Here is a 2,763-nt window from a genome sequence, read left to right on the forward strand (position 1 = left end):
GAGCTGTTCCCAGGCCACGGCCATCTCGGCCGGCTTGTCGCTGCGGTTGAACAGCACGGCGGCGCGGTCGCCACCCTGCAGCGTGCGCACCCAGATCTCCAGGTCGCCCTGGCGCCAGACGCGGCGACCCTGGCGGCCCAGCGGGTCCTGGTCGACCTTGATGACCTCGGCATTGGTCAGGATGCGCTTGGTCGTCTCGTCCATCTTGGACATGTCATTGCCCGCCACCAGCGGCGCGGCCAGCATGGCCCAGATCGAGAAGTGGCTCTTGTACTCGGTGGTCGTCATGCCGCCGTTGCCAACCTCCAGCATGTCGGGGTCGTTCCAGCCGTTGGGGGCGGATTCGGTCCACAGGTCGGCATTCATGTCGATGATGTCGATCAGGCCGTGCGACCACTCTTTCTTGCCCTTCCAGCCGTCCCAGATGTCGCCGGTGGTGCGCCACAGGTGGCCGACCGGATGCGCCCAGGTGCCGGGCTTGCTGGTGCCCCATTCGCAGATGGACAGCACGATGTCGCGGCCCGACTCGCGCAGCGCCTTGGCCATGATGGTGTAGGCGGCTTCGGCGTTGCGCGGGCCGGTGGCGCACCAGTCGTACTTCAGATAGTCCACGCCCCACTTGGCGTACTGGCGCGCGTCCTGAAACTCGCGGCCGGCGCTGCCGGGGCGGCCGCCGCAGGTCAGCACGCCGGCGTCGGAGTAGAGGCCGAACTTGAGGCCCTTGGAGTGCACGTAGTCGGCCAGCGCCTTGATGCCGCTTGGAAAGCGCTCGGGGTCGGCCTGCACGTTGCCGTCGGCGTCGCGGCTCTTCTGCCAGCAGTCGTCGATGACGATGTACTGGTAGCCGGCGGCCTTCATGCCGGAGGCGGCCATCGCGTCGGCCTGCTCGCGGATCAACTTCTCGCTGACGTTGCAGGCGAATTTGTTCCACGAGTTCCAGCCCATCGGCGGCGTGGGCGCGAGGTTGGGCTTGGGGGCTTCGAGGCGAAGCGTTTCATGCGCCTGCGCGCCAGCGGCGACGAGACAGGTGGACACGGCCAGCAGCAAGCGGCGCAGCCAAGTTGAGGTCATGACGAACTCCGTTGGGGGGGGAGGGAATGAAGAAGGGATCAGACGGTGCCGCGGCGGGCTTCTAGCTCGGCGCGGATCTCGTGCATGCGCTTCTCCGTCAGGAAGTAGCGGGACACGATGAACAGGGCAACGCACAAGCCGATGATGGGGATGCCCGACAGGAAGATGCGGATCAGGAAAATGGCCTCGTCGCCCTGCGCCGGCAGCTTGGCATCGAAGCCGGTGTACTGCAGCACGAAGCCCGAGGACATGTTACCCAGGGCCAGGCCGACCTTGGATATCCACGAGCCGCAGGCCGCGAACGAGCCCTCGCGGCGCTGGCCGCTGCCGAGTTCGTCGTGGTCGATGACGTCGGCCATGGCCGAGCCGTAGATCGTCCAGAAGCCCGCGCCGATGAAGGCCACGCCGCCGCTGGCGAACAGCTGCAGCCAGGGCAGTTGCGGGTTGTAGAAGAACCAGTCGCCGATGAAGGCGACGATGCCCAGCGCCAGCACCGTCATCAGCGCGTTGCGCTTGCCCCAGCGCCTGGCCACCCAGCCGGCGAACGTGATGCCGATCAGGCCGCTGACCAAGCCGGCCACGCCCATCAGCGAGTTCCACTTGGTGGCCTCGACGATGTTGCCGCCGCAGACGTAGTAGACGGTCGCGTAATAGCCCAGCAGCCCCACCATCGCCGTGGCCATGTTGTAGGCCAGCATGGTGCCCAGCATCTGGCGGAAGGGGCGGTTCTTCAGCGTGCGGTAGAGGGTGTCCTTGAAGGGCACTCGCTGCTTGGTCTGGGCCACCACCTTGGCGTAGTAGCGCTCGCGTGTCAGCGAGAAAATCAGCACCGCCACGACGATCATGATGCCGCCGAGGATCATGGTGTAGACCTGGGCACCACGCAGGATGTCGGGCTTGCCCGAGGCGTCGTTGAAGATGGCCAGCGTCGTGAACTGCGCGGCGACGAACATCGCCAGCTCGGGGATCTTCTGGATCGCGTTCTTCCACGACATCACGCGGGTGCGCTCGTGATAGTCGGGCGTCATCTCCGCACCCAGGCTGTTCCAGGGCATGTTGAAGCAGCTCATGACCGGCACGTAGAGGCTGGTCGAGACGAGCATGAAGATGAAGTACTCGGTGTCCGTCCAGCCGCGGCCCACCGCAAACATCAGCGGCAGGCCGATGCCCGCCAGGATGCCGCCGACGAGGATGAACGGGCGGCGCCGGCCCCAGCGCGAGCGGGTGTTGTCGGAGATCCAGCCGAACAGCGCGTCCGAGACCGCGTCGACAAAAATCTTGATGCCCAGCGCCGTGGAAATCAGCCCCGGCGCCACGCCCAGGAACACGTTGAAGACGTGGAAGGCCAGCGACTGGTAAAGCCAATGGCCCCACATGTCCAGGAAGGAGCCCAGGCCGAAGCCGATCTTCTGCGAGGCGGGCACCCGGTCGGCGGCCGACGTCGTATTCGAAGCTGCGGGCACGCCCAGGCGGGGCGTCAGGGGCACGGCGGCTCCATCGCTGTCGGCAATCACGTTCTCTGTCTCCTGGGGCCGCTTCAGCGGCGCGTTTTAGTAAACAGAGATATTTTCGTTCGACTGCAGGACTATTGAAAAGCGGGTAAGACCTAGGAGGCTGTCGGGCTTTGGGTCGGGTGCGCGTTGGGCCTGCAAGGGGGCTCAGCCTAGGCGCAAAGCGGAGCTGGGCCAGGTG

2 protein-coding genes are annotated in these 2,763 nt (G+C 65.9%); both read right to left on the bottom strand.

What is annotated here, in order from left to right; translation table 11 throughout:
• On the bottom strand, positions 1–1,071 hold a 1,071-nt coding region (locus tag ABIS05_RS16100; protein ID WP_348009132.1), incomplete at its 3' end, for a glycoside hydrolase family 27 protein.
• A 38-nt stretch (positions 1,072–1,109) separates the two neighbouring features.
• A complete protein-coding gene (locus ABIS05_RS16105; protein ID WP_348009133.1) occupies positions 1,110–2,558 on the bottom strand; it encodes an MFS transporter in 1,449 nt (482 codons plus the stop codon).
• Positions 2,559–2,763 lie beyond the last annotated feature (205 nt).

It is taken from the genome of Roseateles sp. (genome assembly GCF_039929605.1).
Lineage (GTDB): Bacteria > Pseudomonadota > Gammaproteobacteria > Burkholderiales > Burkholderiaceae_C > Pelomonas.